Raw genomic sequence first — 26912 nt, forward strand, 5'->3', positions numbered from 1 at the left:
AGGCTGGAATTATAGATTGTTTTTGCCTAAATCTCCCTGGAAAGCTCCTTCATTGGATCCCAAAAAACTGCATCAAAATTAATAATCTGGAGGTCTTTTACCTTCACCCCTTCTTCTTCCAGCAATTGCTGCATGGCATTAGTTCCGCCAAAATGATGCTTTCCGGTAAGTACGCCGTTTCTATTGACCACCCGGTGCGCAGGAACATCCTCAAGGCTATGTGAGGAGTTCATGGCCCAGCCCACCATTCTTGCACTTCTGGCGGCACCGAGATATTTTGCTATCGCACCGTAGGAAGTAACTCTACCCCTTGGTATCAACCTGCAGACTTCATATACCCTTTGAAAAAAACCGGAGTTGTCTTTCATTTCAATCAGGCATTAAAAATTCTAACAAGGGCAATAATGATCAATACAAGCATCAAGGATGCCATGAAATAATTGGAATATTTGGCAAAGGATTCTGCTCTTTTTTCAATCTTATCAAAAAGGACTACATATAAGTAAAGTGAAGTAAAGCTACCCGCACTCGCTGCTATGGCAAAGGAAACTATTAGTGACCAGTCATATTCCATACCGCCACTTAGGTCCATTGCTCCAGCAATCGCCACGAAGTAGGGAATAGGAAAAACATTGAGGGCTGCGATCAGCATTCCTTTAAAAAGGCTATGTGCTTTTGCAGTTTGCCGGTTATGCTTAACCCCTTTTTTATGTCTTGCTTTAATAAAAAAGTAGACCCCGAGGACACAAAAAACAACCAGGCCTGCTCTTAGTATCATTTTCCTAACAAAAGGGTGATCGAAAATGTATTTAGCCAGAAGAACAGCGATAAACGCCTGTATAAGGATCACAATTCCTGCACCTATAGCAACGAACAAACCACTTTTCTTGCCTTTTTCAACACAGGTTTTGGCTACCGTCATATTCACGAGTCCCGGTGGAACCACGCCTATGAATGCTGCGAAATATGTAATCAGGAAAAGCTTTGTTTCTTCCAATACCCCCTATTTTATCTTGAACCGAATATACGTAATTGGTTTTCCTTTTTCAAGGTATTGTTTTTCATAGAATGTCTGGATGCCCGTAACCTCTTTTGGAGAATATTCATTTTTGTAAATATCATGGTGGGCATATAAGATCTCATGTCCTTCACCATGGAGTAAACCAAGGGTGTAGCCATGCATAAATTCAGAATCTGTTTTTAGATGCATTACCCCATCCTCTTTCAGGATATTCTTGTAACGCTGAAGAAAATCGGTATTGGTTAGTCGATGCTTGGTCCGTTTATATTTGATCTGTGGATCAGGGAAAGTGATCCAGATCTCGCTAACTTCACCAGCTGCAAAAACATGTTCAATTAACTCGATCTGAGTTCTTACAAAAGCTACATTTTCCAGGCCTTCTTCCAATGCGGTCTTCGCCCCGCGCCAGAACCTGGCTCCCTTAATGTCTATTCCTATAAAATTTTTTTCAGGATTCTGCCTGGCCAACTCCACGGTATATTCTCCTTTTCCACAACCAAGTTCAAGCACTATTGGCTGATCATTCTTGAAAAAATCCTGACTCCATTGATTCTTAAATTTGAATGATTCATCTGTTAGCTCCTCCCTGGAGGGCTGGATCACATTCTCGAATTCTTCGTTTTCTTTAAAGCGCCTTAGTTTATTCTTACTTCCCACTAAAATTTGATATTTTGGCAAAATTAAAGAAAATAGACCACCTACCGAACTATAGACAATCGTAAAATGAGAAATAAGAGGATTTTGGTGGCTGCACTTAACTGGGGTCTGGGTCATGCAACAAGATGCATCCCCATTATAAAAGAATTAGTAGCAAATGGCTATGAGCCCATTATCGCTTCCGATGGCAAAGCACTAAAACTTCTTAAAAAGGAATTCCCGCATTATCAGGCCATAGAACTGCCCTCCTACAATATTACATATTCCAGGAAAGGTTCAGATCTGAAATGGAAATTAGCCAGGCAGGCACCGGGAATTTTAAAAACAATCCAGGAAGAACGACGACTTACAGAAAGGCTGGTTGAGCAGTTTGAACTTTTCGGAATCATTTCAGATAATCGATGGGGTGTGAGAAGTGATAAGATCAAAAAAAATGTTTTTATCACGCACCAGATGAATGTGCTTAGTGGAAAGATCACTTTTTTAAGCAGCTATATTCAGCAGCGATATATTCAAAAATTCGATCAATGCTGGATCCCGGATTTTGAAGATGAAACTAACCTTAGCGGTAAACTTGGTCATCTTAACAATACTCCGGAAAATGTAAAATATATAGGGACTTTATCCAGATTTCAGAAAAATGAATGCCCAATTATTTATGATTACCTGGTTCTTTTGAGTGGTCCTGAACCACAACGGAGCATCCTGGAATCGAAACTTCTGAAAGAATTCGGTAGAACTGATTTAAAAATCCTGTTTATAAGAGGAATTATCTCAGAAGAAAAAATTCCAAATGCACTAGCTCACATTAGCATAAAAAATTATCTCTATGGTGAACTGCTTGAAAACGCAATCAATTCGAGTGAGATGGTAATTGCAAGATCGGGCTACACGACCTTGATGGATCTTTCCAAGCTTGAAAAAAAGGCGTTTTTTATCCCAACTCCCGGGCAAAAGGAACAGGAATACCTGGCAAAGAGATTAGAGGAGCTAAAATATGCTCCCTACTGTGAGCAGGAAAACTTTACCATTACTCAAATAAAGAAATCAGGGAAGTATAAAGGTTTAAGTAATTTCGGGGATCACTCTCTCCTCAGGGACCGCCTTGCTTTTTTCGAGCGTGAATGAGAATTCACTTCCTACGCCAAACACACTTTCAACATATATTTTCTCCTCGTGAGCTTCAAGAATATGCTTAACAATTGACAAACCCAGACCAGAACCACCTTCCTTTCTGGATCCACTTTTATCTACCCTGTAGAAGCGTTCAAACAATCTGGGAATATTTTCAGATTCTATTCCCTCGCCATTATCAGTCACTCTAATAATGACCTTATTCTTAATAAGATTTTCGATACTTATTTCTGTAGTCCCACCCTTCTTACCGTATTTTATTGAATTTACTATGAGATTGGTAAGGACCTGCTGGATCCTCTCTCTGTCTGCCCTTACGTAAACTGGCTCTTCATATTCAATATCAAAGGTGAGGGTGATCTCCTTTTTAGCGGCTTTCATTTCCAGCAGATCGAAGGATGCCTGGATCAGTTCCACTATATCAAAAGTTTCATACCTAAGATGAAGATCACCTGTTTCAAGTTTGGTGATCATATCGAGGTCTTTCACGATATAAATTAAACGCTCAACACCTTTATTTGCGCGGGCAAGATATTTTTTCCTGATAGCCTTATCTTTGTGAGCTCCGTCCAGAAGCGTGAGAATATAACCCTGAACTGTAAAAAGAGGGGTTTTTAATTCGTGGGAGACATTTCCCATGAATTCCTTCCTATAGGCTTCCCTTACTTTAAGGGTTTCAATTTCCAGTTTTTTATCTTCAGCAAATCGCTTTACTTCCTGGGTTAAACTGGACATATCTGTAGTGATCCTGTTCGGACTCAAAGTTGTCGAATCCAGAAGAGAAACATTATCATAAACCTTTTTAATCCTTCTATATATAAAACGTTCTACCCGGTACTGGATAATTAAAAAAGTAAACAGATAGGAAAGCAAGGCAAAAACCAAAAGCGAAATCCAGATGTAGCTGAATTCCAGAAACAGGAAAACAGCCAATATACTAGTAAGAAATATACTTATATATAGAGATGTTCTTAAGGCAAAACGATATGAACGTTTAAATTTTTGTGGCATTAAACAATATACTTATATCCCACTCCTTTAATGGTCTTTATTTTTTCATCGCCTATCTTCTCACGTAGTTTTCTTATATGAACATCAATGGTTCTTCCTCCAACTACAATATCATTCCCCCAGACCGTATCAAGAATTTCCTCACGTTTGAAAACTTTGCCTGGTTTGGAGGCTAACAGGGACAACAATTCGAATTCTTTCCGGGGAAGGTTCATTTCATTCCCTTTCTGGGTAATCTTATACTCTTCATGATTAATGGTAATATCCCCAAGCTTCACAACACTGGAAGATTTCTCTTCTTCTTTATATCGTCTTAAGAGCGCCTTTACTTTACTTACCAACACTTTTGGTTTAATAGGCTTGGTAATATAATCATCGGCACCGGCATCAAATCCAGCCATTTGAGAATAATCTTCCCCACGGGCTGTTAGGAATGTAATAATGGTTTCCTCCATCCCGGGAATTTTCCTGATCTGCTCACATGCTTCGATACCGTCCATCTCAGGCATCATCACATCCAGAATTATGAGATGTGGCTTATTCTTCTTAGCCAGTTTTACGGCATCTGAACCATTTTCGGCGGTGATAACATTATAACCTTCAGAAGACAGATTATAACCTACAATTTCGAGGATATCTGGTTCATCATCTACCAGTAGTATTGTAATGTCTTTTTTCTTCATAATGAGTTTAAGATGTGGTTTAGCGACCATAAAATTAACCAATAATTTGGACTATAAACGCCTTAACACATTAGTAACATTAAACTAACTCTTTCATGACGAACCATTAATCCTTAGATAACATCGGGCATCTGTCTTCGTCGTTAATTTGCAGCGAGATTTTATAGCAAAAACAAAATGAAACGATTTCTATTACTATCATTACTTTTAATTGTAACAGCCATGCAGGCTCAGGATGCTACTACCGGAGCTATTGGAGGTAAACTTTCAGACAAGGAAATGGGTGGAGAGCCCCTGCCTTTCGCTAATGTTTTACTGAAGAATTCTGCAAAAGGAACCACATCAGATTATGACGGAATATACCTTTTAGACAAATTAGAACCTGGAACTTACACAGTAGTATTTAGCTTTGTAGGATATGAAACTCTTGAAATTCCTGATGTAGTTGTTGAAGCAGGAAAGGTAACAGAAATAAATACAGAACTGGGATCCAGTGCTGCGGCTTTAGATGAAGTAGTGATCACCACTGTTTCCAGAAGAGACTCACAGGTAGCTCTTCTAATAGATCAGAAAAATTCAGTAGATATAAAAGAAAGCATCGGGGCTCAGGAATTAGCCAAAATGGGAGTTTCCGATGCTGCGACGGCAACCACCAAAATATCTGGTGTAACCAGCAGTGAGGCTTCAGGAGATATCTTCGTTAGAGGTCTGGGTGACCGTTACCTATATACTACTATGAACGGATTACCAATCCCTTCAGACGATGTAGAACGTAAGAACATCGATCTTGGGCTTTTCCCTACCAGGGTAATCCAAAATATTTCTATCAGCAAGAACTATTCTTCTGAAAATTCAGCTGACCAGGCTTCAGGTAGTATTGATATTACTTCAAGAGAACTTAGAGGTAAAAGCGAACTGGACCTGGGTATGAGATTTGGTGCAAACACCAATGCTGTTGGTCAATTCAACGATTTCAAAGTATCACCAAACCAAAAGGATGTTTATTTCGGATTTTACGATCAGGCGATCCCAACACGTTTTACCTTGAACAATCAGGGATGGGATCCGGGAAATGCAGTTCTTCCAATTAACAGAAGGTATGCGCTTACCGCTGGAAAAGAATTCGGTGATCTAAGAGTATTATTTACCGCATCTAATTCGGTTGATTTTGAATATAACCAGGGAACTTTCGCGGTATACCGAAACAACGATTTTGAAGATGGATTCACCGATGCGACGAATTATAAAAAGACCGATAACAATACCGCTCTTTTAGATCTTGGTTATGAAATAAACGATAACAACAGAATTAAAGCTACCAGTCTTTTCATCAATAAAGTTTCTGATGAAGTTTTTGAAGGAGGTAGAAATGGAGAAGGTATCGTTTTTGAAGAAAGTGACCGAAATGACGATTACAGCCAGTTCGTTAGAGACCAGAATACCAAGCAAACAAGGCTTTGGGTAAATCAGCTACACGGATACCACGACATGTGGGATGAGAAGAATGAACTAGAATGGGCCGCTGGATACAACCTTGTAGATGCAGATGAGCCGAATCGTATAAGAAACGAAGTAAACCTTCACCCTACAGAGCCTATTTTACTTGGTGAGACTAATGCATACCAGCAGAGAAAATCTGTACAGCAGATAGACGATATGGAGTTTAATGCCTTTATACAGGATCAGTACAATTTCATTAAAGATGATGAGACTGAGAAAAAAGTCTTCGTAAAAGCAGGAGGAAATTACCGAAACAAACAAAGAGATTTCTTTTCCCAGTTCTTTGGAGCTGAAGAAAGAGACTTTAATACAGTAAACCCTACCTCAATAGATAACTTTGATGGAATTTTCACTACTGAAAACTTCAATAATGGATCGTTGTTATTCAATGTTCTTACTCCAGACAGGTATGAAGCAACTTTAGAGTCTCGTTCAGGATTTGCCTTTTTCAATTACGGGAACAAGAAGTGGAACCTTAACATCGGAGCGAGATACCAGGCTGATGATATAGATGTTGTTTTCGATGTAAACAACTATCCGCAGAACCTTCCAAACTTTGTTTATAAGTCTTACGACAACATTTACCCAAGTGTAAACTTCAGGTTTTCGCCTAACGAAGATTCAAACATCAGGCTTGCAGCGAGTAGAACCATTACTCTTCCGGAATTTAAGGAAATTGCTCCTTTTGAATATGTTTCTCAAACAGGATTGGTTACCAGAGGTAATCCAGACCTGGAAGCTTCCAGAAATACGAACGTAGATCTTAAATATGAGATCTTCCCAAGTTCAGGAGAAGTGATCTCACTTACAGGATTCTATAAAAACATTAAAGACCCTATCAACAAAGCCAGAGAAAGAGGATCTGCACCGGTATTCTCTTATTTCAACGCAGGGGAAGAAGCTAATATCTACGGTCTTGAACTTGAGGCCAGAATGGATGTGATCGAGAACGAGAATGAAGCAGGACTTGACTTTGCAGTATCAGGAAACGTTACCAGAATGTGGCACACACAGGATCTGAAAGACGTGTATGATGAAAATGGAACTTTCATCAGGACCTTCCGTTACAACGGGAAAGATGAGATAGGACTTCAGGGAGCCTCAGACTGGATCTTTAATGCATCATTGAATGTTTCAACAGAAACTGAAAATCCATTTACGGCAACCCTTGTTGGAGCTTATGCTTCAGATAAGATCTTCGCTTTAGGTAATCCTGAAAGCCAGAGACTGGACCAGATCGACATTCAGTTTAACGATGAGATCATTGAAAAAGGCTTTGTAACCCTGGATCTTATCATGTCTAAAGAATTGAACGACAACTGGGAACTTGAATTCAGAGGACAAAATTTATTAAATCCTGAAATTGAAAGATACCAGGCGGTTAGACCAATTTCCGGGAACGCTCCGGAAACGAACCAAACAGTGAGATCTTATGATCGTGGAGCTGTATTAAGCTTAGGAGTAAGCTATAGTTTTTAACCTAATTTTTATTAAACCATAAACCACTTAAAACTTAGATTTTTAAAATTCAGATTATGAAAAACCTAAAAAAATTCACATTAATGTCTGCAATTGCTGCAGGAGTTCTGGCAACATCTTGTAGCAGTGACAACAACATTGAACCGATCGACCCTACTGATGATGGGGGAGGAGAGGTAATCGATCTTGAACTAAATGGATCTGTTCAGGAAGACATGACTCTTGATGGTTCAGAGACTTACAACCTTACTGGAATACTTTCAGTAGAAACAGGGGCTACTTTAACTATTCCTGCAGGAACTGAGATAGTCGCTAATCCAGACACCGATGAAAGTGACGCTACCAATGTATATATCGTAGTACAAAAAGGAGGTCAGATTGAAATTCAGGGAACTTCTTCAGCTCCTGTGATCATGAGATCTTCGAACGGACAGGCTGGAACCTGGGGTGGATTGATCATCGCTGGTAACGCATCAACTTCTGAAGGTGTAAACGCAACTGCTGAAGTAGGTGGAATTCAGTACGGTGGTGAAGACGATTCAGATGATTCTGGGTCTATCAACTACCTGGTACTTTCTGATGCCGGTGCATCCATTAACTCTGAGTCTCAGTTCAACGGACTTTCTCTTTACGCGGTTGGATCTGAAACTTCTATCCAAAACGTCGCCTTGATCAACGGAGCTGATGATGGTGTAGAATTCTTTGGAGGAACTGTTTCTGCTTCGAATCTTTACCTTGAAAATAACGAAGATGATGCTGTAGACTGGACAGAGGCATGGAGTGGATCTTTAGATAACGTATATGTTCTTCATACTATCGAGAACTTTTCTACTGCGATCGAAGCAGATAAAGATAACGGAAACCCAATGATATCTAACTTCACAGCTGTTTCAACAACTGGTGGAACTGCACTACAGTTTAAGTCGGTATCTGGAGCTACTATCACAGGTCTTTCTCTTTCTGGATACGACACCGCTGTAGATATCGCTGATGACAACAGAACAGATCTTTCTGAGATCATCCTTAACGGTGCTGCTGCAGATCTTGATATGGATTACTCTGGTGACCCAACTGTAGATGTTACAATGTTCGACTGGATCACAAACAGAGGCCAGGTATCAGTATTACCTTCTACAATTGAAGGTGACCTTACTCTTGATTCAAACAACCAGTACGTGATTAGTGGTACTGTTTCTGTAGAGGACGGAGCAAGTCTTACTATTCCTGCAGGAACCCAGATCACTGCAAGAAGTGATAGCGAAACTGATGCAACTAACATCTATATCGTTGTTCAAAAAGGTGGTATGATCGATATCCAGGGAACTGAAAGCAACCCTGTGGTAATGTCTTCTACTTCCGGACAGGCTGGAAGCTGGGGTGGTCTTGTGATCGCCGGTAATGCATCTACAGACGAAGGGATTAATGCTACTGCTGAAGTAGGTGGAATTCTTTACGGTGGTGAAGATGACGAGGATATTTCAGGTTCTATTAGCTACCTTATCCTTAAGGATGCCGGAGCTTCTATTAACTCTGAATCTCAATATAACGGACTTTCTCTTTATGCAGTTGGATCTGGAACTACTATCGAAAACATTGCCATCATAAATGGAGCTGATGATGGTGTTGAATTCTTTGGAGGAACTGTTTCTGTAATGAACATCTACTTAGAAAACAACGAAGATGATGCTGTAGACTGGACTGAAGGATGGAATGGTACCATTGAAAATACATATGTAAGTCATACGATCGAAAACTTCTCAACTGCGATCGAAGCAGACAAGAGAGATGCATCTCCAAAGATCATCAACTTCACTGCCGTATCTACCACTGGTGGAACTGCACTTCAGTTCAAAGCAACTTCTGGAGCAGAGATCGAAGGACTTTCTTTAAGCGGATATGAAACAATCATTGATATTACTGATGACACCAGAACAGATATTTCAGGTATCACAGTAGACGGAAATGAAGTAGACCTTGATGCGTCTTATGATGCTGAAGCTACTGTAGATGTTAGCATGTTCGACTGGGTTAACTAAATACTAGTTTTGTTTTTAATAGATTGAATATCAATTATTAGCCTTAAAAAAGGATTGCAACGTGCAATCCTTTTTTTTATTATATTTTATTATATTTAAGCAAATCATTTATCAAGATTTTTAAATTTTTATTTGTAAGTTTGTTTAAACCTCGACCTCGAAGAATGAAGCAAAAGTACCTGATCATCTTTTTTCTTTTCTGTTTCCTGATGGTTGCCGCACCGGCAAACGCTCAGGAATCTTCGCGTGTTCCAGATCGAACAGAGATCCCCATAGACGGTTTATCGATTTATCCTAACCCTGTTACTGGTGGAAAGGTTTATATTTCTACAACCAAAAATCAGGATAAGATAATTGAGATCTATAATGTACTTGGAAAACCCGTTCATAAGACCAGGCTTAGAGGTAGAGAAATGGACGTTTCAACTCTTACTCCCGGGATCTATATCTTAAAGATCCAGGAAGGAAAGGCCAAAGCTACAAGGAAACTCGTAGTAAAATAGGCATTTTCAATTTCAGCAAATATTCAGCTTCTGTTTCAGAGGCTTTTTTTATTCCTTAATTTTGATAAAAATTTCATCGATCTCCATGCTAGAAAAAAGAATATTTGAAATTTCAGATCAAAATGAATTTGAAAGTCTTGCCCTGGAGGTCTTCGAATATCAATACAAGCATAACAAAGTTTACCAAAGCTTTTCCACATTACTTAACCGGAAACCTGGAGAGGTTACTGAAATAAATCAGATCCCCTTCCTGCCTATAGAATTCTTTAAAACCAAGGAGATCATTAGCGATAAAAGGATGCCACAGATCACCTTTACCAGTAGCGGAACAACGGGCTCATCTACCAGTAAGCATCATGTGACTGACCTTCGGCTATACGAGAAGAGTTTCATGGAAGCTTTCATACGTTTTTACGGTGAACCTTCAGATTATATTTTCCTTGCCTTGCTGCCTTCCTACCTGGAAAGAAAAGGCTCTTCTTTGATTTACATGGCAGACCATCTTATTAAAAGTTCAAATAATAAAGAAAGTGGATTCTACCTGAACGAACTCGATTCACTTTCTGAAAAACTAAGCAGCCTTGATTCCAGCGGTGCAAAGGTGTTTCTTATAGGTGTATCCTTCGCCCTTTTAGATTTAATCGAAAATAATAAGTTCGATCTTAGTAATACCATCGTAATGGAAACGGGAGGGATGAAAGGCAGACGTAAGGAAATGATAAGAGAGGAACTTCACGAGCATTTAAAACAAGGCTTTGGGGTAGATCAAATTCATAGCGAATATGGAATGACCGAATTACTGTCGCAGGCATACTCAAAAGGAAATGGTGTATTCGATACTCCTCCCTGGATGAAATTCTTAATTCGGGACCCTGAAGATGCCTTAACCCTCCTTCCTGAAAAAAGGACCGGTGGAATAAACATAATCGACCTGGCTAACCTAAATTCATGCTCATTCATTGCTACTCAGGACCTTGGAAGAATAAAAAATGATAAAATAGAAATGCTGGGAAGGTTTGATAACAGTGACGTTAGAGGATGCAACCTATTATTACTATAAAAAAATTTCCCCTTAGTGTAAAGTATAAGAAAATTTTACGACCCAAATAATGCAGAATAGTAAATGACACCCAAGTATTTACATTCTGTGGCTAAGTGAAAATTTTTCATATTAGATTGGTTAGTTAGTTGCGAAGCCTTCAGGATCTCTCCTGAAGGCTTTCGTATTTAACCAAATATCTAGATTAAATCCCTTTTTAAAATCAATAGCTAATCGCAATAATATATATCGAAATTAAAGCAATCGCGATGATTAAATAGCTTATGATATTTTCTGAATCTGGATTTTTCATGTTGGATCACTTACTATATACGTAAATGTCCCATACATGGTTTTACAAAACAGACCGGCTCATATTAGAACCTAATTGGCTTTAATAATATATGTATTCTTTTTCCCTTTATTAAGGATCACGTATTTCCCATTGATTAGATCTGATGTAGAGATGGTATAATCCTCCTTTACCTTATCCTTATTTACAGATACAGAATTTTCCTTTAAGGCTCTCCTGGCTTCACCATTTGAATTTAGAAATCCGGTTTTTGCTGATAGAGCGCCTATCATATCCAGCCCTTCTTCAATTTCGCTCATAGCAACCTCGGCCTGTGGTACTCCTTCAAAAACATCCAGGAAAGTTGCTTCATCCAATTTCCTGAAATCATCTGCGGTACTTTTGCCAAACAGAACTTCTGAAGCAGCAACTGCGTTTTCATATTCTTCAGCTGAATGCACCATGGTAGTTACTTCCTTCCCAAGAACTTTCTGCAGCTCTCTCTGGTGAGGAGCCTCCCTGTGTTTTGCCACTAACTCTTCGATCTCCTGTTTATCTAATAATGTGAAGATCTTGATGTATTTTTCCGCATCCTCATCACTGGTGTTTAGCCAGTATTGGTAGAATTTATAAGGTGAAGTCCTTTTAGCATCAAGCCAAACATTTCCTCCTTCGGTCTTACCGAATTTAGTTCCGTCAGCTTTTGTGATCAACGGGCAGGTTAAAGCGTATCCTTTCCCATCCCCTATTCTACGTATTAGCTCGGTTCCGGTGGTGATATTCCCCCATTGATCGCTTCCTCCCATTTGAAGAGTACATCCGTTTTCTCTGAACAAGTGAAGAAAATCATAGCCCTGAACCAACTGGTAAGTAAACTCGGTAAAAGACATTCCTTCTGAAGATTCTGATGAAAGACGTTTCTTCACTGAATCCTTCGCCATCATATAATTTACGGTAATATGCTTCCCTACGTCCCTGATAAAACCAAGAAAGGAAAAATCTTTCATCCAGTCATAGTTATTAACTAGAACGGCTGAATTACCCTGATCTGAATTGAAATCAAGAAACCTGGATAATTGTTCCTTCAATGCATTTTGATTATGTCTTAAAGTTTCTTCATCAAGCAGATTTCTTTCTGAAGATTTCCCGGAAGGATCTCCGATCATCCCGGTAGCCCCTCCAACTAAAGCATAAGGCTTATGCCCGCAAAGTTGAAAGTGTTTTAGCATCATCACCCCAACCAGGTGACCAATATGAAGCGAATCTGCAGTAGGATCTATCCCTACATAAGCTGAGCGCATCTCTTCCATTAAATGTTCTTCGGTTCCCGGCATAGAATCGTGCAACATGCCTCTCCAGGTAATCTCTTCAACGAAATTCTTTTCCATATTCTGATAATTCAAATAAAAACAGCGGTAAAGATACCATAATGCTTTATTTTTCCTAAGTGCTTTAGCTATATTTACCACATGATTCTGGTAACCGGAGGTACAGGTTTGGTAGGCGCACATCTATTGTATGAACTCGCGCAGCAAAACGATAACATTAGGGCGATTAAACGCGCTTCCAGCGATATTCATCTTGTCAGGAAAATTTTTGGATACTATTCAAGCCAAGAAGATGCTGATAAATTATTTGAGAATATCCATTGGGTGCAGGCCGATATTAATGACATCCCCGCCCTGGAAAAAGCCTTTGAAAGTATAAAATTCGTCTACCACTGTGCGGCCTTAATATCGTTTGATCCTTCAGACGAAAAGAAGCTTCGAAAGATCAATATAGAGGGAACGGCCAATATTGTAAATCTCTGCATCTCCCATAAAATTGAGAAATTATGTTATGTAAGCAGTGTGGCGGCATTGGGATCGACCGGTAAGAATCCGGAAATTGATGAATCGGCAAAATGGAATCCTGAAGAAAGTCATAATGACTATGCTATCTCCAAATATGGAGCTGAAATTGAAGTCTGGCGGGGAACTCAGGAAGGTATAGATGTCGTAATTGTGAATCCTGGAATAATAATTGGCCCTGGCATTTGGGATTCAGGTAGTGGCAAGATCTTTAAAAGAATAGATAAAGGTTTAAAATATCATTTCCCTAAAGTTTCTGGATTTGTAGGTGTTCAGGATGTAGTAAAAAGTATGATTCTTTTAATGGAGTCTACTACAAAAAATGAAAAATTCATCCTGGTAAGCGAAAACCTGAGTTTCGAACACATCCTGAAAAAGACAGCACAATACCTCAGCAAACCAGAACCTTCCAAACAACTAAAAAAACGGATGATCACTCTTGGGTGGTTAATTCAAAAAGTAGGTAGCTGGTTCGGCTCCAAAAGGGAGATCACCAGGGAATCTAAAAATGGGTTATATGCTGAAACTTATTATCAGAATTCAAAAATTCGCAAAGAATTAAATTTCGAATTTACACCTGTAGACCAGGTGCTTAAAGAAACTTCAAAAAAATTCCGGCAGGAAAATTAGCTCTCAGCTTCTGAAGTAGATCCAAATTTTACCGGGGGAGCCAAACTGTCTTTTGCCCTGGTTCTGTCACCATTAGTTTTTAATTTCAAGGAGTCAACTTTAATCGAGTCAACCTCTACAGAGTCAACTGCTCTAATCGAGTCCTTTTTTGCCTTTTTGATACTATCCTCGATCTTCACCTCGATCTCCCTGATAGAATCCAGCCTGGTCTTTAAAACCTGAATCCTGAGCTTAACGCTATCATACATACGCTCGTATTGGTTATACTGCTCTGCATAATAATTATTGCTCCTTTCAAACTGAAGACTATCTATATCAAATCTTTCATAGATATACTCCTCTGGTTTGATACCGGTATTTTCAAGTTTTTGCTTGTTGTAATTCCGGGCTGCATACATGAGTGACATCTCTGTAAGCACATCTATCATCTTATCTTCCGGGATAAGATCATCTGGCTTTTCTGTTTTCTTTAGATCCTGACAGGAAAAAGAAAACATCAAAAGAAGGGAGAATATTACTCTATATCTTGATTTAACGATCAAAGCTCAGTCTTTCAGCTATTTTAGCGAATGGAGTGTGTTTGAAATTCTTATAAACCAGTTTCCCATTAACAAAAGTATGGGTGATCCTGGATTTAAAGGTAGTTCCTTCAAATGGAGACCATTGGCATTTAGAGTAGATATTATCTGGCTGTACAGCCCATGGAGAATTTAGGTCTACTAAAACCAGATCGGCTTTATAACCTTCTCTGATGAAACCACGTTTCTCGATATCGAATAATATAGCTGGATTATGGCAGGCCTTTTCAACGATTTTTTCAAGACTTATTTTTCCCTGGTGATGCATTTGTAAAAGTGCTGGAAGTGCGTGCTGCACCAAAGGTCCACCACTTGGCGCCTTGGTATAGACATTTTTCTTTTCCTCTTTGGTGTGTGGCGCATGATCTGTTGCCAGAACATCCAGCCTGTCATCATTTAGAGCTTCCAGCAATGCTTCCTGATCTGCCTTGGTTTTCACCGCTGGATTCCACTTTATAAAAGTCCCTTTTTTACCGTAGTCTGAATCGTTGAACCACAGGTGATGTATACAAACTTCAGCAGTGATTTTTTTATCTTTTAAAGGCTTTTTATTGGTAAATAAACTTAACTCCTTAGCTGTCGAAACATGAAAAACATGTAATCTGGCTCCAGTTTTCTTAGCTAAAGCAACCGCTTTGGAAGAAGATTTATAACAAGCCTCTTCACTTCTTATCTTCGGATGAAGTTCAATTGGAATATCGTCTCCATAACGCTGTATGCATTCCTCCAGATTCTTTTTTATAGTATCCTCATCTTCACAATGAACAGCAATCAGAACCGGAGATTTTTTAAAGATCTGTTCAAGGACCTTTTCATTATCCACGAGCATATTACCTGTGGAGGATCCTAGAAACAATTTTAAAGCAGCTACGGTCTTGGGGTCTATCTTTTCGATCTCCTCAAGATTATCATTCGTCCCGCCAAACATAAAAGAGTAGTTGGCGTAAGAAGTTTCTGCAGCGATTTGGAATTTTTTGTCTAGTTCTTCTTTAGTAGTTGTTTGAGGAAGAGTATTAGGCATTTCGATAAAGGAAGTGATCCCACCGGCAACTGCGGCTCTGGAACCTGTTTCTATAGATTCCTTATGAGTTAAGCCTGGTTCCCTGAAATGCACCTGGTCGTCTATAAGACCGGGCAACAAATAGGTTCCCTCGGCATCAAAAATATTAAGGTCGGGAGATTTAGCGCTGATGCTTTCAGCTATTTCTACGATTATTCCATCCTCAACGAAAACATCTCCTTCTGTAATCTTCCCTTCGTTTACAATCTTAGCGTTCTTGATTAATACCTTTCTCATCAGACTTTTTTCCTGTTAAACAGACTTTTAAGCTTCATTTTTATTACCCCAAACACGGCTTCTGAAATAATGGAGCCGCTCATTTTTGAAGTACCCCGGGTTCTATCTGTAAATATCACCGGCACCTCAACTATTTTAAATTCTTGAAGATGAGCTTTGAACTTCATCTCTATCTGGAATGCGTACCCAATAAACTGGATCCTGTCCAGATCTATTGCTTCCAGTACCTCTCTTTTATAACATACAAATCCAGCCGTGGTATCCTGAATATCCATTCCGGTAATAAACCTCACATACCTGGACGCCAGCCAGGACATTAAAACCCGGTTCATAGGCCAGTTGATCACATTTACCCCGGTGATATACCTGGATCCAATCGCAACATCTGCTCCATCTCTTTTGCAGGTATTATATAACCTGATGAGATCATTGGGATTATGAGAAAAATCGGCATCCATTTCAAAAATATAATCATACTGATTCTTCAATGCCCACTTAAATCCTTTGATGTAAGCGGTCCCTAACCCCTGTTTCCCCAGCCTTTCCACCAGGAACAGACGTTCTGGAAATTCTGCCTGTAAGGTTCTCACCCTTGTGGCAGTGCCATCGGGAGAATTATCATCTACCACCAGAATATGAAATTTACGTCTTTGAGAGAACACATTTCTTATAATGCGTTCTATATTCTCTATTTCATTAAAGGTGGGTATAATAATTATCCCATTAACCATTCCCAGATATTTTGCACAAATGTATGTAATTTAAAATTTCAAATCTTAATCTTCTAGCATAGGAATAAGGGTCAAAATTTTACATTTGTAAAAAAATCACTTCATGCAGGCAACTGAGAGAATTTATGATTATCAGGATTGGATCACCATTCTTTTCCTGGCGTGTTTAATTCTCCTGGTTATAGCAAAATCACTCTTTCCCCAACGTTTCGAGGAATTTACCTCCATGCTGAATTCAGGCAAATTTATAGCCTTTAAAGGAAAGGAGAATAAAGCTTTTCACGGTTTTAACATTTTATTACTGGTGCTTCAAGCGATCTCTGTATCTCTCTTCCTTTATATAGTATATAGTTTCTTTTCTACAGATGAAACTTCAGATATTATCATTTTCATAAGAATCTTTACGGCTTATTTCTGCTTTATTCTTATCAAGGCAGGTGTGGAAAAAATCATTGGAAATATCTTCGACATAGATGAAAAAATCGATTATTACCTTTTTCAAAAATTCAGTTACCGAAATTTTATCTCGATATTTCTTTTATTTGCGTCTTTATTCTTAATTTACACGCTCTACCCTACAGCTCTTATTATAGGTATAATAGGCGGTTTCATAGTAATCGCAAATACCATCGGTCTCGTTACCATTTATAGGAGAAATCAAAGTGTATTAAGCGGCAATTGGTTTTATTTTATTTTGTACCTTTGCGCACTTGAAATAGCACCTTATATAATTTTGTATAAGCTAATTACAAACTAAAGAGGACCTAATAAAGTTTTATATATGAAAGTGAAAACAATTTTGGTTTCTCAGCCCGAACCTAAGGTAGAAAATTCGCCATATTTTGAGCTTGAGGAAAAGCAAAAAGTAAAAATTGATTTCATCCCCTTTATTCATGTTGAAGGAGTTCCATCTAAGGAAGTAAGGCAACAAAAAGTTGATCTTTCGAAACACACGGCAATAATACTTACCAGTAGGAATGCTGTGGATCATTTCTTTAGAATTGCAGAGGAAATGAGATATAAGGTACCAGATACACTAAAATATTTTTGTTTGAGTGAGGCCGTAGCCTACTATTTACAGAAATATGTGGTTTACCGAAAAAGAAAGATCTACGTTGGAAAGAGGACTTTCGCTGAACTAGCTCCTCTTATCAAGAAATATAAGAACGAAAAATTCCTTTTGCCATCTTCCGATATGTTGAAGCCGGATGTTCCAAAAACCCTGAACAAATTGGGTGTGGAATGGCAAAAAGCTGTGTTTTACAGAACAGTTGTAAGCGATCTTTCTCACCTGAAAGACGTGACTTATGATATTCTGGTATTCTTTAGCCCAAGTGGAATTAAATCTTTATTCGAGAATTTCCCTGATTTTAAGCAAAATGACACAAGAATAGCTGTTTTTGGAAATACTACCATTAAAGCAGCGAAGGAGCATGGACTTACAGTAAATATCAAAGCTCCAACTCCTGAAACTCCAAGCATGACAATGGCGATCAACAAATACATTAGTGAAGTGAATAAAAAGTAACACTTCTTGTTTTAATCATAAAAAAATCCGGTCAATGACCGGATTTTTTTTTTCAACTAACAATTTAAAACTACTCTATTGGAGCTCCATTCATAATTTCTTCATTTGCGTATTCTTCAAATTTACTGAAGTTCTTTCTGAAAAAATTTGCCAGTTCTTTGGCTTTGCGATCATAAGCTTCCTTATCCTTCCATGTATTTTTAGGATTCAGCACTTCTGATGGTACACCTTCGCAGGTCTTAGGCATTTGTAATCCAAAGATCTCATGCTTTTCAAATTCAACCTCTTCAAGTTTTCCTTCCAGAGCTGAACTAATCATTTCACGGGTATACTTAAGTTTCATTCTGCTTCCAACGCCGTAAGGACCGCCAGTCCAACCAGTATTCACCAGCCACACATTCACCCCGGCAGCTTTCATCTTTTTACTTAACATTTCAGCATATTCTGTTGGATGTAAAGGCATAAACGGTGCACCGAAACATGCCGAAAAGCTAGGTACAGGCTCGTCTACACCAGCTTCAGTTCCAGCTACTTTTGCAGTATAACCACTAATAAAATGATACGCCGCCTGTCCAGGAGTAAGTTTACTAATAGGAGGCAAAACCCCAAAAGCATCAGCCGTAAGGAAAAATATATTCTTAGGATTCTTCCCTGAAGAAGGCTCCTGTATATTATTAATATGGTGAATAGGATAACTTACTCTTGTATTCTGAGTAATGGAAGTATTTTCAAAATCCACTTCTCCTTTATCATTTAGAACAACATTTTCCAGAATTGCTCCAGATTTTATGGCCCTATAAATATCCGGTTCGTTCTCTTCTGAAAGGTTAATAACCTTAGCATAACAACCCCCTTCAAAATTGAAGATGGTATTTTCTTCAGTCCACCCATGCTCATCGTCTCCAATTAGCTTTCTCTCCGGATCTGCAGATAAAGTAGTTTTTCCTGTTCCTGACAATCCAAAGAAAATGGCCGTATCACCATCTTCACCAACATTGGCAGAACAATGCATAGGAAGCGTATTCTTATATACCGGAAGTATGAAATTCAATGCAGAGAAGATCCCTTTCTTGATCTCACCAGTATAACCTGTCCCTCCAATTATCGCTATCTTTTTACTGAAATTAAGAATGGCGAAATTTTCCTGACGGGTACCATCCACAGCAGGATTTGCTTTAAACCCTGGAGCGTTTACAATAAGCCAGTCTTCTTTAAAGTTTTCCAGCTCATCATCTCCAGCCCTTAAGAACATATTAAAGGCAAAAAGATTAGACCAGGGATATTCATTGATAACACGAATATTCAAACGGTAAGCATTATCTGCACATGCATAGGCATCGCGAGCATAAACTTCCTTACCACCCAGGTAATCCACTACCTTATCGTATAATTTATCGAACTTTTCCGGATCAAAAGGAATATTGATGTCTCCCCACCATACTTTGTCTTTAGTTACCTCATCTTTAACGATGAATCTGTCTTTGGGAGATCTTCCGGTAAATTCTCCGGTATTAATTGCAAGAGCACCAAAAGAACTTTCAACTCCTTGATCAAGTCTAAGAGTTTCATCATGCAATTCCTTTGGACTAAGCTGATAGTGTACCCTGGCATTTTTGATCCCGTAATCCTCTAACGAAATCGTTTTCGTAATTTGAGTGTTATCGACCATAAAAAAATCAATTCTTTAGTTTGTTTAGGCGTACAAAAGTAAAAATCTTATGTAGATATCCCCTTAATCCAATTCAATTTATTTCTTTTTTAACTTTATGAAATTCAGGAGTAAAATGGTCCAGCTTATTATTAACAGGCTCCCCCCAAGTGGAGTTACTAAAGCAATACTACTAAAGTCTATTCCCGAAAGCTCTTTTGTAGCCAAAAAATAAATAGATCCGCTGAATAATATCACACCTAAAAGAAGCAGATAAAAAAGCCAGTTTGTCCTTATTCTACCTGGAAAATCTAAACCTCCTAAAATAAGCATAAGAAATGCATGATACATTTGGAAGCGTACTCCCGTTTCGAAGGAACTTAGGGATTCCGGAGAAAGATTTTCTTTCAAACCATGGGCGGCAAAGGCTCCAAGTATTACCGCAAGAATTCCGAAAATTGCTCCGGTAATCAAAAATCTTCTATTCATCATTTCAATTTTATTTAACTCAAAGTTTTAATACATTCGTCAACAACTACACAAAACTAACTTAATTTATGCGAGAAATTTTAATTGTGGGAGCAGGAAAATCTACTGCTGTTCTCATTAATTATCTGTTGGAACAGTCAGAAAAGGAAGACCTCTTTTTACGAATTGGCGATATAGATCTTGAAAACGCTAAAAAAGCATGTAATAACAGCTCAAAATGTGAAGCTTTTAGCTTAGATGTATTTAATGCTGAAAGTAGGGAACCTGCCATCAGGCGGGCAGATATTGTTATCTCAATGCTTCCGGCCAGGTTTCATATTGAGGTTGCCAAGGATTGCCTGAAATTCGGCAAAAATATGGTAACGGCTTCCTACATAAGCGAAGAAATGAAAGCTCTTGATGAGGAAGTAAAGGACAAAAACCTTGTTTTCATGAACGAAATTGGGGTAGATCCCGGAATAGATCATATGAGTGCCATGCAGGTGATAGATCGTATTCGCGATAAAGGAGGGAAAATGCTGTTATTTGAATCCTTTACCGGTGGTTTGGTTGCTCCTGAAAGCGACAATAACCTCTGGAATTATAAATTCACCTGGAATCCCAGGAATGTTGTAGTTGCTGGTCAGGGTGGTGTTGCTGAATTCATTCAGGAAGGCAAATACAAATACATCCCCTATCACAGGCTTTTCAGAAGAACAGAATTCCTGGAAATTGAAGGCCACGGAAAATTTGAAGGTTATGCCAACCGAAATTCTCTGAAATATCAAAGTATCTACGGACTTGAGAACGCTCTTACTTTGTACAGGGGAACTATAAGAAAAGTAGGATTTAGCCGGGCATGGAACATGTTCGTTCAGTTAGGAATGACAGACGACAGCTTCCAAATGAAAGATTCTGAAAATATGAGTTATCGTGATTTCATAAACTCTTTCCTGCCATATTCCCCGAGTGATTCGGTAGAATTGAAAGTTCGTCATAACCTGAAGATAGATCAGGATGATATCATGTGGGATAAACTTATTGAATTGGATCTTTTCAATTCAAAAAAGAAAATAGGTATCGAGAATGCTACTCCGGCCCAGGCACTTCAAAAGATCCTCATGGATAAATGGTCATTATCCCAGGAGGATAAAGATATGATTGTGATGTATCATAAGTTTGGGTATGAATTAGATGGCGAAAAAAGGCAGATAGATTCTACCATGGTTCATATTGGAGAGGATCAATCTAAGACCGCAATGGCAAAAACTGTGGGCTTACCGGTCGCTATGGCCACCATTATGATTCTTAATGGAGAGATCAAAACTCCGGGAGTTCAGCTACCTATAAAAAAAGAGGTATACCAACCTTTACTCAAAAAACTGGAAGAGCATGATATTATATTTAAAGAAAAAGAGACAGAATACCTAGGATATAATCCTTTTGGTGAGGTTGGCAATTAAAATTGACAAGCATTTTTGTATTTTAGCTTTACCACCCAAAAAATCGCCATATGAAGATTGTAAATGAAAACGTCAAACTAGACGGGATAGATAAGACGATTCTTAACTTCCTGATGAAAGATGCGAAAAAGCCGATTTTAGAGATCGCTAAAAATATAGGGATTACCGGTGCGGCGGTGCATCAACGATTAAGAAAACTGGAAAAATCTGGCCTTATTGAAGGGTCTAAAATGATGCTTGATGCAAGACTTTTAGGTTATAAAACCATGGCCTTTGTTGGGGTTTACCTGGACAAAGCGGTAAGTAACCCGCAGGCAGTAAAAAAGCTAAGCGAGATTCCTGAGGTCATAGAATGCCATTACACTACAGGGAACTGGTCAATTTTTCTGAAAATACTCTGTACAGATAATGAGCATTTAATGAATGTACTTAATAAGAATATTCAGGCGATCGAAGGCGTTTCCCGGACCGAAACTTTTATATCATTGAATCAACAGATCGATCGGCAGATAAAGATCTAACTAAAAAGACCGCCCATTGAGGCGGCCTTTTTTTATATCAGAAATTCAATATTAATCTCTTCCCATGAATATTCCCACGAAGTACAATAGTGTAGCCAACGATCCAACGGCCGCAACTACATAGGTTCTGGCTGCCCATTTCAAGGAATCCTCTGCTGCATCATGCTCAGCGGAAGTAAGCATATTTTCAGTTTCCAACCAAACCAATGCACGTTTACTAGCATCATATTCCACAGGCAGTGTAATAAAACTGAAAAGAGTTCCCATAGCATACATTATTATACCTATAAGCAGAACGGTTTGCCCTACTCCAACTCCAACCATGGTCATCAGAACAAGTCCTCCAAAAATTGCCCATTGTGACAATTTGGAAGCTACACTAACTACAGGCACAAGCTTACTTCTCATTTGAAGCCAGCTGTAAGCTTTAGCATGCTGAATTGCGTGCCCACATTCATGGGCGGCAACAGCTGCTGCAGCAGCATTTCTTTGGGAGTAAACGCCTTCACTAAGATTTACCGTTTTTTTAGAAGGATTATAATGGTCAGACAACATTCCCGGGGTTGAAATAACCTTCACATCGCTAATTCCATTATCGCGTAACATTTTTTCGGCAATCTCCTTACCACTCATTCCATTTTGCAAATGAACTTTTGAGTACTTCTTAAATTTGCTTTTAAGCTTATTACTCACAAACATACTTACCAAAAAGATAAGTCCTGCTATTATATAGTATCCCATCATAGGTGAAAAGTTTTTACTTGTTTATACGAATCAAAGATATCAAAAATCTGGCCATAGCAGTTAGAATTAAAGGCCTGAAGTATCTTAAGGCAAGTTAATTTTTATTAAAGGCATCCTAATCATTTTGAAAATAATCTCATTATATTTCACAAATTCAGATATTAGCTATATTTGCAACGATTAATAAAAATCAGCTATGCATTATAAAAGAATACTTTTAAAACTATCCGGAGAAGCTTTGATGGGAAACCGCCAATATGGCATTGATCCAGAGAAGCTGGCAGAATATGCAGAGGAAATTAGATCGGTAGTTGATAAAGGTGTTGAACTGGCTATAGTTATTGGTGGAGGTAATATTTTCAGAGGAGTTGCCGGCGCCAGCCGCGGAATGGATCGTGTGCAGGGTGACCATATGGGCATGCTCGCTACCGTTATAAATGGGCTTGCCTTGCAAAGCGCTCTTGAAGATGCCGATATTCAAACCAGGCTTCAGTCAGCAATCAAAATTAATGAGGTTGCCGAACCTTTTATTCGTCGTAAGGCTATAAGACATCTGGAGAAAGGAAGAGTGGTGATATTTGGAGGTGGAACCGGGAATCCTTATTTCACTACCGACTCTGCCGCTGTTTTAAGAGCGATTGAAATAAAGGCTGATGTTATCTTAAAAGGTACCCGTGTAGACGGAATTTACACCTCAGACCCTGAAAAAGATAAGGAAGCAACTAAATTCGATTTCATTACATTTGAAGATGTGATCAAGAAAGGCCTGAAAGTTATGGACACCACAGCTTTCACCCTTAGCCAGGAAAACGAATTACCAATTATCGTTTTCGACATGAACAAACCAGGCAACCTATTGAAAGTTGCTACCGGGGAACGTGTTGGAACCAAAGTGAACCTATAAATCTGAACTAGAAAATTACTATAAAATGGATGAAGTTGAATTTATTTTAGAAGAAGCAAAAGAAGGAATGGAAAAGGCCATTTCGCATCTTAAAAAACAACTTTCAAATATACGGGCAGGAAAAGCAAACCCAAGTATGCTTGGTAGTGTAATGGTGGAATATTACGGAGCCCAGACTCCGCTTCAACAGGTTGCCAATGTAAACACTCCAGATGCAAGGACTCTTTCTATACAGCCATTTGAAAAAAGCATGATTCAGGAGATCGAAAAAGGAATCCAGATTGCCAATTTAGGATTCAACCCTATGAATAATGGTGAAAGTGTGATCATTAATGTACCACCACTAACTGAAGAGCGCAGAAGACAACTTTCCAAGCAGGCAAAAGCAGAAGCTGAAGATGCCAAAGTAGGTGTTAGAAATGACAGAAAACAGGCAATGCAGGAGTTAAAAAAACTAGATATTTCTGAAGATCTTTTAAAAAGTTCTGAAGATGATGTTCAGGAATTAACTAATGAATACATTGAAAGGATCGATAAGATTCTTACTGTTAAGGAAAAAGAGATCATGACCGTATAATGTTCTCACAACCAAATAAATTTGCCGGATTAAATCTTACAAGCTCAGGTTTTGATCCGGCATTTTTTGTTTTAATTCTCTCCTAAAATTTACCGATACCCCTTATGCGTATATTTATATTCACTTTGATCTTTCTTTTTGGTTGTGGATTATATGCGCAAACGATTCCGGGAAGGGTGGTAAACAAACAAACCAGGACTCCCCTGGCGTACGCCAATATCCAGGTTGGCGGCGAACAAATTCTTTCAAATATCGATGGGAGTTTTGAGATAAATCTCGAGAAAAAACAAGACAGTATCAAAATTTCCTATGTAGGCTTCAGAACAATAAAAACCACTGTAAGCAGAGACACAAGATACCTGCAGGTTGGAATGACCCCCATCCAGGAACAGCTAGAGGAGGTAATGATCTCAGACGGAATTGATCCTGCTGAAATCCTTATTGAAAAAGCCATCAGGAAAAGAGGTGAGAACGATCCCGAGAAGGCTCTGCAGGGATTCAAATTTCATTCCTACTCTAAATTCATCATAGACAATCAATTCGGAAACCTTCAAATGTCTGCCGATTCTACATCGGTTTCCATGAAAACAATAATCAACGAGGGAAGAGCTTATTTATCAGAAAAGGTTTCAGAACATACATTCAGCGAAAAACATGGCAGTAAGGAACTTGTGACCGGCATCAATACAGCAGGATTTGAAGAACCTGTTTATGAAGTGCTGGCAATGGATCTTCACCCGCTTTCACTTTATAAAGAGAACTACAAGCTATACAAATCTGAATATGCCGGGCCGCTGGCAAAAAGTGCCCTGAAAAATTATGAATACCAGATCCTGGATACAATTTCTTCAGAAAGACCTGCCTATATGGTCTATTTTAAACCCAAACGCGAAAAAGTGGTCGCAGGACTGGAAGGAATCCTTTACCTGGATACCCTAAGCCTGGCCATTCAGAAAGCAAAAGCGCAATTACTTGGAGCCATAAAACTGGAGGTAGATCATAATTTCGAATATTATCCTGATGAGGATATCTGGTTCCCTTCAGAACAAATAACAGAAATAAGACCTGGTTCAGGAGGAAAGGAAGTTGCTGTTTTCGGCGGAAACATCAGGCTGGGCACCCTGCAGCAAAAAAAAGGAGTCTTTGATATTCTTTTAGGTTCTGAGGAAATTCCCGAAAATCTATACCTGAACTCAGTGGTGAGAAATTACAAGGTCAATCTGAATTATAATGAAGGGATCAAAAATCCCGGTGCAGAGATCGATGTTGCCATCAATGCCACTGACCAAGAACCTGAATTCTGGAAAACGAATAGAGAACTGGACTACACGTCCAGGGACGAGGCAACTAAAGTAAAGGTTGACAGCATACTCAATTCAGGAAAAACCAAAAGGAAAATTGAAGTAAAGAAAGCGATTGCCGCAGGTTCATATCCGGTTGGTTTCTGGGACATAGATCTTAGTAAGATTTTCAAATTCAGCAATTATGAAGGTATAAGGCTGGGTTTTGGTGGCAGAACCAATGATAAGTTTTCGGAATCATATAATTTAAACGGATATACCACTTACGGCTTCAAAGATGAAGTTTTGAAATACGGCCTCGGTACACAGATCTATCTCAATAGAAAAACAGGTACTTTTCTAAACTTTTCTATCGAAAAAGACATTCAGGAAACCGCTTCATTTAATTACCTGAAAGGAGAAAACACCTTTGCCATTCTTATACCCAGGTTTGTTAACATCAATTTTTTCTACGGATACCGGAAATATTCCTCCAGCCTTGAACACAGGATCAGTCCAAAATTCGATGCGGAATTTGAGGTAGCAAGGCAGGAGATCTGGCAAACCAGACCATATAGTTATATTAATGATGGTAAGCAGTATACAAATTACGATCTCTCCACAACAACTCTTTCGTTTATCTGGCGGCCATTTTCTAAATTCCTGAACACTCCTAAAAGTAATATCATACTTGAGAGAAATTTTCCTCAATTTACAGGACAGATACAGCAATCATTCGATATTCTAGGAGGTGATTTCAATTTTACCCGCATTGGCTTAAAAGCCGAACATGAGATAAAAAGGCTGGACCGGTCCAGAACAGAATTCATCATGGAAGGGAATTACGGGTTTGGCGACCTTCCTCTGACTCATGCATTTCATGCAAATCCCAATAATCCTGACAGGGATAATCTTTTCAGAAGGTTCTCTGTTGCCGGGAGAAACAGCTTTGAAACTATGTATTACAATGAATTCTTCAGCGATAAGCAGGTGAGCCTTCATGTAAGGCATCAATTGCGACCATTCAGGATTTCAAATTACTTCCAGCCGGAATTGGTCTTCATCTCACGCTATGTTATTGGAGACTTCGAAAACCCGGAAGCTCACCAGGACATCATTTTTGACACCCTCAACCATGGTTATGCTGAATCTGGAATAGAATTAAACAAGATCCTTGCAGGCTTTGGACTTGGAGCAGCATATAGATATGGAGCTTATCACCTTGATGATTTCAAAAAGAACTTTGCCTTTAAGTTCACCTTACAATTGCAGCTTTAAGACAGAAGATTAATCGTTTAATACGAACTATTTAAAGTAGGTTTTTCTAACTTTGCGCCG

The 26912-nt window shown here is 38.8% G+C and carries 25 protein-coding genes; 13 read left to right on the forward strand and 12 right to left on the reverse strand.

The window, feature by feature from the left end:
- Positions 1–26: 26 nt before the first annotated feature.
- Genes ML462_RS02395 through trmB form a run of 3 tightly spaced genes read right to left on the reverse strand, consistent with a single transcriptional unit; the run spans position 27 to position 1678 of the window.
- The gene (locus ML462_RS02395) at positions 27–368 is read right to left on the reverse strand and encodes an MGMT family protein (RefSeq protein ID WP_240712131.1); all 342 of its coding nucleotides are present in this window, start codon (positions 366–368) and stop codon (positions 27–29) included.
- A 5-nt stretch (positions 369–373) separates the two neighbouring features.
- Positions 374–997, reverse strand: coding sequence for a LysE family translocator (locus ML462_RS02400; protein ID WP_240712132.1), 624 nt, complete (start codon positions 995–997; stop codon positions 374–376).
- A gap of 6 nt (positions 998–1003) precedes the next feature.
- Positions 1004–1678 carry a tRNA (guanosine(46)-N7)-methyltransferase TrmB gene (gene trmB / locus ML462_RS02405; protein WP_240712133.1) on the reverse strand — a complete coding sequence of 225 codons (675 nt, stop codon included), beginning with the start codon at positions 1676–1678 and terminating at the stop codon, positions 1004–1006.
- 66 nt (positions 1679–1744) lie between these two features.
- Here trmB and ML462_RS02410 point away from each other — a divergent pair, with 66 nt between their 5' ends.
- Complete coding sequence (locus ML462_RS02410) at positions 1745–2806, forward strand: glycosyltransferase (RefSeq protein ID WP_240712134.1); 1062 nt, start codon at positions 1745–1747, stop codon at positions 2804–2806.
- On the opposite strand, the gene ML462_RS02415 is transcribed toward ML462_RS02410, so the two are convergent.
- Both ML462_RS02415 and ML462_RS02420 read right to left on the reverse strand, forming a co-directional pair.
- Positions 2744–3823, reverse strand: a complete 1080-nt coding sequence (locus tag ML462_RS02415; protein ID WP_240712135.1) for a sensor histidine kinase — start codon at positions 3821–3823, stop codon at positions 2744–2746. The genes ML462_RS02410 and ML462_RS02415 overlap by 63 nt on opposite strands.
- Entirely contained in the window at positions 3823–4506 is a 684-nt protein-coding gene (locus ML462_RS02420) for a response regulator transcription factor (RefSeq protein WP_240712136.1), read from the reverse strand. The genes ML462_RS02415 and ML462_RS02420 overlap by 1 nt, the downstream gene beginning before the upstream one ends.
- Before the next feature lie 177 nt (positions 4507–4683).
- Between ML462_RS02420 and ML462_RS02425 the strand changes: the two genes are divergently transcribed.
- The 4 genes from ML462_RS02425 (at position 4684) to ML462_RS02440 (ending at position 11084) form a co-directional block, all read left to right on the forward strand.
- A complete protein-coding gene (locus ML462_RS02425; RefSeq protein WP_240712137.1) occupies positions 4684–7485 on the forward strand; it encodes a TonB-dependent receptor in 2802 nt (933 codons plus the stop codon).
- A gap of 56 nt (positions 7486–7541) precedes the next feature.
- On the forward strand, positions 7542–9521 hold the full coding sequence (locus ML462_RS02430; RefSeq protein ID WP_240712138.1) for an autotransporter outer membrane beta-barrel domain-containing protein: 1980 nt from the start codon (positions 7542–7544) through the stop codon (positions 9519–9521).
- A gap of 164 nt (positions 9522–9685) precedes the next feature.
- A complete protein-coding gene (locus ML462_RS02435) occupies positions 9686–10024 on the forward strand; it encodes a T9SS type A sorting domain-containing protein (protein WP_240712139.1) in 339 nt (112 codons plus the stop codon).
- 85 nt (positions 10025–10109) lie between these two features.
- Positions 10110–11084, forward strand: coding sequence for an acyl transferase (locus ML462_RS02440; protein ID WP_240712140.1), 975 nt, complete (start codon positions 10110–10112; stop codon positions 11082–11084).
- Positions 11085–11447: 363 nt separating this feature from the next.
- Here the strand turns inward: ML462_RS02440 and tyrS are convergent, their stop codons facing one another.
- Positions 11448–12743: a tyrosine--tRNA ligase gene (gene tyrS / locus ML462_RS02445; RefSeq protein ID WP_240712141.1), complete on the reverse strand. Its 1296-nt coding sequence runs from the start codon at positions 12741–12743 to the stop codon at positions 11448–11450.
- 81 nt (positions 12744–12824) lie between these two features.
- On the opposite strand from tyrS, the gene ML462_RS02450 reads away from it, so the two are divergent.
- Positions 12825–13835 carry an NAD-dependent epimerase/dehydratase family protein gene (locus ML462_RS02450; protein WP_240712142.1) on the forward strand — a complete coding sequence of 337 codons (1011 nt, stop codon included), beginning with the start codon at positions 12825–12827 and terminating at the stop codon, positions 13833–13835.
- On the opposite strand, the gene ML462_RS02455 is transcribed toward ML462_RS02450, so the two are convergent.
- Genes ML462_RS02455 through ML462_RS02465 form a run of 3 tightly spaced genes read right to left on the reverse strand, consistent with a single transcriptional unit; the run spans position 13832 to position 16441 of the window.
- Positions 13832–14377: a DUF4296 domain-containing protein gene (locus ML462_RS02455; RefSeq protein WP_240712143.1), complete on the reverse strand. Its 546-nt coding sequence runs from the start codon at positions 14375–14377 to the stop codon at positions 13832–13834. The two genes, ML462_RS02450 and ML462_RS02455, sit on opposite strands and share 4 nt — an antisense overlap.
- On the reverse strand, positions 14367–15710 hold the full coding sequence (locus ML462_RS02460; protein ID WP_240712144.1) for a dihydroorotase: 1344 nt from the start codon (positions 15708–15710) through the stop codon (positions 14367–14369). The genes ML462_RS02455 and ML462_RS02460 overlap by 11 nt, the downstream gene beginning before the upstream one ends.
- Complete coding sequence (locus ML462_RS02465; protein WP_240712145.1) at positions 15710–16441, reverse strand: polyprenol monophosphomannose synthase; 732 nt, start codon at positions 16439–16441, stop codon at positions 15710–15712. The genes ML462_RS02460 and ML462_RS02465 overlap by 1 nt, the downstream gene beginning before the upstream one ends.
- Positions 16442–16544: 103 nt before the next feature.
- Here ML462_RS02465 and ML462_RS02470 point away from each other — a divergent pair, with 103 nt between their 5' ends.
- Both ML462_RS02470 and ML462_RS02475 read left to right on the forward strand, forming a co-directional pair.
- Positions 16545–17198, forward strand: coding sequence for a DUF4271 domain-containing protein (locus ML462_RS02470; protein ID WP_240712146.1), 654 nt, complete (start codon positions 16545–16547; stop codon positions 17196–17198).
- A gap of 24 nt (positions 17199–17222) precedes the next feature.
- The gene (locus tag ML462_RS02475) at positions 17223–17969 is read left to right on the forward strand and encodes a uroporphyrinogen-III synthase (RefSeq protein WP_240712147.1); all 747 of its coding nucleotides are present in this window, start codon (positions 17223–17225) and stop codon (positions 17967–17969) included.
- A gap of 70 nt (positions 17970–18039) precedes the next feature.
- Here ML462_RS02475 and pckA read toward each other — a convergent pair whose 3' ends face one another.
- Positions 18040–19638, reverse strand: coding sequence for a phosphoenolpyruvate carboxykinase (ATP) (gene pckA / locus ML462_RS02480; protein WP_240712148.1), 1599 nt, complete (start codon positions 19636–19638; stop codon positions 18040–18042).
- Between the two features lie 78 nt (positions 19639–19716).
- Positions 19717–20109 (reverse strand): DUF423 domain-containing protein, encoded by a 393-nt coding sequence (locus tag ML462_RS02485; RefSeq protein WP_341481567.1) that lies wholly within the window; start codon positions 20107–20109, stop codon positions 19717–19719.
- Between the two features lie 65 nt (positions 20110–20174).
- On the opposite strand from ML462_RS02485, the gene ML462_RS02490 reads away from it, so the two are divergent.
- Positions 20175–21548, forward strand: a complete 1374-nt coding sequence (locus tag ML462_RS02490) for a saccharopine dehydrogenase family protein (RefSeq protein WP_240712149.1) — start codon at positions 20175–20177, stop codon at positions 21546–21548.
- Between the two features lie 50 nt (positions 21549–21598).
- The gene (locus ML462_RS02495) at positions 21599–22069 is read left to right on the forward strand and encodes an Lrp/AsnC family transcriptional regulator (protein ID WP_240712150.1); all 471 of its coding nucleotides are present in this window, start codon (positions 21599–21601) and stop codon (positions 22067–22069) included.
- Positions 22070–22120: 51 nt separating this feature from the next.
- On the opposite strand, the gene ML462_RS02500 is transcribed toward ML462_RS02495, so the two are convergent.
- Positions 22121–22813 (reverse strand): zinc metallopeptidase, encoded by a 693-nt coding sequence (locus tag ML462_RS02500; protein WP_240712151.1) that lies wholly within the window; start codon positions 22811–22813, stop codon positions 22121–22123.
- A gap of 196 nt (positions 22814–23009) precedes the next feature.
- On the opposite strand from ML462_RS02500, the gene pyrH reads away from it, so the two are divergent.
- The 3 genes from pyrH (at position 23010) to ML462_RS02515 (ending at position 26852) form a co-directional block, all read left to right on the forward strand.
- Positions 23010–23717, forward strand: coding sequence for a UMP kinase (gene pyrH, locus ML462_RS02505; protein WP_240712152.1), 708 nt, complete (start codon positions 23010–23012; stop codon positions 23715–23717).
- Between the two features lie 25 nt (positions 23718–23742).
- Entirely contained in the window at positions 23743–24294 is a 552-nt protein-coding gene (frr, locus tag ML462_RS02510) for a ribosome recycling factor (protein WP_240712153.1), read from the forward strand.
- Positions 24295–24398: 104 nt separating this feature from the next.
- A complete protein-coding gene (locus tag ML462_RS02515) occupies positions 24399–26852 on the forward strand; it encodes a DUF5686 family protein (protein WP_240712154.1) in 2454 nt (817 codons plus the stop codon).
- The last annotated feature ends 60 nt before the right edge of the window (positions 26853–26912 follow it).

It is taken from the genome of Christiangramia lutea (assembly GCF_022489035.1).
Taxonomy (GTDB): Bacteria; Bacteroidota; Bacteroidia; order Flavobacteriales; family Flavobacteriaceae; genus Christiangramia; species Christiangramia lutea.

Bases quoted from the DNA above. Each gene is read 5' to 3' on its own strand.
- ML462_RS02470 (WP_240712146.1), top strand. From the start codon at position 16,545: ATGCAGGCAACTGAGAGAATTTATGATTATCAGGATTGGATCACCATT.
- ML462_RS02415 (WP_240712135.1), bottom strand. From the start codon at position 3,823: ATGCCACAAAAATTTAAACGTTCATATCGTTTTGCCTTAAGAACATCT.
- ML462_RS02500 (WP_240712151.1), bottom strand. From the start codon at position 22,813: ATGATGGGATACTATATAATAGCAGGACTTATCTTTTTGGTAAGTATG.
- ML462_RS02495 (WP_240712150.1), top strand. From the start codon at position 21,599: ATGAAGATTGTAAATGAAAACGTCAAACTAGACGGGATAGATAAGACG.
- pckA (WP_240712148.1), bottom strand. From the start codon at position 19,638: ATGGTCGATAACACTCAAATTACGAAAACGATTTCGTTAGAGGATTAC.
- ML462_RS02490 (WP_240712149.1), top strand. From the start codon at position 20,175: ATGCGAGAAATTTTAATTGTGGGAGCAGGAAAATCTACTGCTGTTCTC.
- ML462_RS02460 (WP_240712144.1), bottom strand. From the start codon at position 15,710: ATGAGAAAGGTATTAATCAAGAACGCTAAGATTGTAAACGAAGGGAAG.
- ML462_RS02410 (WP_240712134.1), top strand. From the start codon at position 1,745: ATGAGAAATAAGAGGATTTTGGTGGCTGCACTTAACTGGGGTCTGGGT.
- pyrH (WP_240712152.1), top strand. From the start codon at position 23,010: ATGCATTATAAAAGAATACTTTTAAAACTATCCGGAGAAGCTTTGATG.
- ML462_RS02485 (WP_341481567.1), bottom strand. From the start codon at position 20,109: ATGATGAATAGAAGATTTTTGATTACCGGAGCAATTTTCGGAATTCTT.
- ML462_RS02430 (WP_240712138.1), top strand. From the start codon at position 7,542: ATGAAAAACCTAAAAAAATTCACATTAATGTCTGCAATTGCTGCAGGA.
- ML462_RS02475 (WP_240712147.1), top strand. From the start codon at position 17,223: ATGAAAGTGAAAACAATTTTGGTTTCTCAGCCCGAACCTAAGGTAGAA.
- ML462_RS02435 (WP_240712139.1), top strand. From the start codon at position 9,686: ATGAAGCAAAAGTACCTGATCATCTTTTTTCTTTTCTGTTTCCTGATG.
- ML462_RS02395 (WP_240712131.1), bottom strand. From the start codon at position 368: ATGAAAGACAACTCCGGTTTTTTTCAAAGGGTATATGAAGTCTGCAGG.
- frr (WP_240712153.1), top strand. From the start codon at position 23,743: ATGGATGAAGTTGAATTTATTTTAGAAGAAGCAAAAGAAGGAATGGAA.
- tyrS (WP_240712141.1), bottom strand. From the start codon at position 12,743: ATGGAAAAGAATTTCGTTGAAGAGATTACCTGGAGAGGCATGTTGCAC.
- ML462_RS02450 (WP_240712142.1), top strand. From the start codon at position 12,825: ATGATTCTGGTAACCGGAGGTACAGGTTTGGTAGGCGCACATCTATTG.
- ML462_RS02515 (WP_240712154.1), top strand. From the start codon at position 24,399: ATGCGTATATTTATATTCACTTTGATCTTTCTTTTTGGTTGTGGATTA.
- ML462_RS02425 (WP_240712137.1), top strand. From the start codon at position 4,684: ATGAAACGATTTCTATTACTATCATTACTTTTAATTGTAACAGCCATG.
- ML462_RS02440 (WP_240712140.1), top strand. From the start codon at position 10,110: ATGCTAGAAAAAAGAATATTTGAAATTTCAGATCAAAATGAATTTGAA.
- ML462_RS02465 (WP_240712145.1), bottom strand. From the start codon at position 16,441: ATGGTTAATGGGATAATTATTATACCCACCTTTAATGAAATAGAGAAT.
- ML462_RS02420 (WP_240712136.1), bottom strand. From the start codon at position 4,506: ATGAAGAAAAAAGACATTACAATACTACTGGTAGATGATGAACCAGAT.